Here is a 2,330-nt window from a genome sequence, read left to right on the forward strand (position 1 = left end):
GGGTTGGGTTGGTTCCAATATTTTGCTCGACCGCATTCCGGATGCGGGCCGAATATTTTTGGTTAGGAACAGCATTCCGATCCCTAAAGAGGTCGTTGTCGCAAAATGGCAGCACACCCTTTTTCTTCGTGAGGAAAAGGCAGATGCTCGTGGCTGGCTAATTGAAGTAATGAGATGTGTCGATATGATCGGTGCGACTGATTTCGATATCGAACAAGTCTATGCGTTCGAAAGGAAACTGAGCGCTCTATACCCAAACAACAGAAATGTGAGACCAAAGATTCGTCAGCAATTGCAGTTCCTCAGAGACAACGGATATCTCGAGTTTGTGGCCCGCGGCCGCTATCGCCTGAGGAAAGAGAGCTTTTGAAGACCGAGCAAAGGGACAACGCCTAAATGTCTTGGTACGCAAACCATTATGAATGCAACGGCTGCGGCGAACATTGGGTCGACGAGTGGTCATGCATGTGCGATGACGACTGTCCAAGCTGCGGCGCTCGTCATGCTGCTCCAATCGAAAGTGAAGACCTCACGCTTCTCATTGTGCCGGATGCGGGTGCTTTCGTCGTCTTAAGGTCTCCAGATATTGCAGAAGATCGCCCCGATTACGAAGAGATCGGGCGCTTCGCTAGCGACGCGTTAGCGAAGCGATTTATCGAGGCTATAGCGAACTAAGGCGTCGTCCGCGAACAACAACAGTCGAAAGGAAGGTTCGATTCGATCCTATTGCTGCCCATTCAAAGGCCGCAAAACCTTCTTTTCGACTTACTTCGACGGTGCACGGAGAAAAGGGGGCATGAATGCCCTACAGACGTTCTTATCCCCGCGTCCGACGGTTCTGAATTTACAGAGACTTCTCTGTAGCTCCGCGCACTACCGACGCGCAGCCAGAAAACAGAAATAGCGGCCACCAACGCTCAGCTTCATTTGAGATTTCCCCCAAAGCACTCATGGCGCGACCTATCTGCGCGCGCAAGGGGAGTTCGATCGGCGCACGCAACTTGTAGATGCGGCTAACAAAAAACCACGCGAAACGTTTGTTTCGATGCCTCCAAAATCACAGCTGTCCATTTCCAGCGTCCGCCTCCATAGGCCTGCCAAGGCATGGCGGCTCGCCATCCCGCATTGCACAATCCCCCCGCTTCGACATATTGGAGCGATGGTCCGTTCCTCGCTCGCCGTTCTTGTGATCGACGAAAACCGCATCCGCGCCTCGATTATTGAGGCCGGGCTGCGGGAGGCCGGGCATGAGCGGGTGACGGTCATCCATGATGTCGCCGGCATCGCGCGGCGCATTGCCGAGATCGAACCGGACGTCATCGTCATCGATCTCGAAAACCCCAACCGCGACATGCTCGAAAACATGTTCCAGCTGTCGCGCGCGGTGAAGAGGCCGATCGCCATGTTCGTCGACCGTTCCGACCAGGCCTCGATCGAGGCGGCGGTCGATGCCGGCGTGTCGGCCTATGTCGTCGACGGTCTCAGGCAAGAGCGGGTCAAGCCGATCCTCGACATGGCGGTGAGCCGCTTCAACGCCTTCTCGCGCATGGCGCGCGAACTGGAGGAGGCCCGCAGCGAGCTGGAGAGCCGCAAGGTCATCGATCGCGCCAAAGGCATATTGATGAAATCGCGGGGTCTCAGCGAGGAGGCGGCCTACACGCTGCTGCGCAAGACGGCGATGAACCAGAACCGCAAGATCAGCGACATCGCCCAGAGCCTGGTGACCGCCGCCGGACTGCTCGGGCCGCTGGAGGACGAATAGGCATGGCAGCGACGCACCAGATCACCGCCGGCTTCATGCCGCTTTTCGACAGCGCCGTGCTGGTGGCGGCCGGCGAACTGGGCTTTGCCGCGCGCGAGGGTATCGAGCTGACGCTGCATCGCGAGACCTCCTGGGCCAACATCCGCGACCGCATCGCCATCGGCCATTTCCATCTGGCGCACATGCTGGGGCCGATGCCGCTGGCCTGCAGCCTCGGCCTCACGCCGATCGCCTCCGAAACCATTGTTCCGTTCTCGCTCAGCCTCGGCGGCAATTGCGTCACAGTCTCCAATGTCGTCTGGGACGGCATGGCGGCGCATGGCGCGGAACCCGATCTCGATCCCGCGCGGGCAGGGGCCGCTCTTGGCGCGCTGATCCGCGGGCGGGCCACCACGGGGAGCGAGCCGCTGCGCTTCGCCGTCGTGCATCCGCATTCCGGGCATAACTACGAACTGCGCTACTGGCTCGCCGCCTGCGGCATCGATCCCGAGCGCGACATCGAGATCGTCATCGTGCCGCCGCCCTTCATGGCCGATGCGCTGGCCGCCGGCCGCATCGACGGCTACTG

General features: G+C 59.4%; 3 protein-coding genes. All 3 read left to right on the forward strand.

Features of this window, described 5'->3' with window-relative positions; translation table 11 throughout:
* The coding region (locus EN781_RS30870) for a DpnI domain-containing protein (RefSeq protein ID WP_281034412.1) at positions 1–370 on the forward strand (370 nt) is incomplete at its 5' end.
* 789 nt (positions 371–1,159) lie between these two features.
* Positions 1,160–1,762: an ANTAR domain-containing response regulator gene (locus tag EN781_RS30880; protein ID WP_006325302.1), complete on the forward strand. Its 603-nt coding sequence runs from the start codon at positions 1,160–1,162 to the stop codon at positions 1,760–1,762.
* 2 nt (positions 1,763–1,764) lie between these two features.
* On the forward strand, positions 1,765–2,330 hold a 566-nt coding region (locus EN781_RS30885; protein ID WP_189347948.1), incomplete at its 3' end, for a CmpA/NrtA family ABC transporter substrate-binding protein.

This window comes from Mesorhizobium sp. M4A.F.Ca.ET.090.04.2.1 (genome assembly GCF_003999085.1).
In the GTDB taxonomy this organism is placed as follows: Bacteria; Pseudomonadota; Alphaproteobacteria; order Rhizobiales; family Rhizobiaceae; genus Mesorhizobium.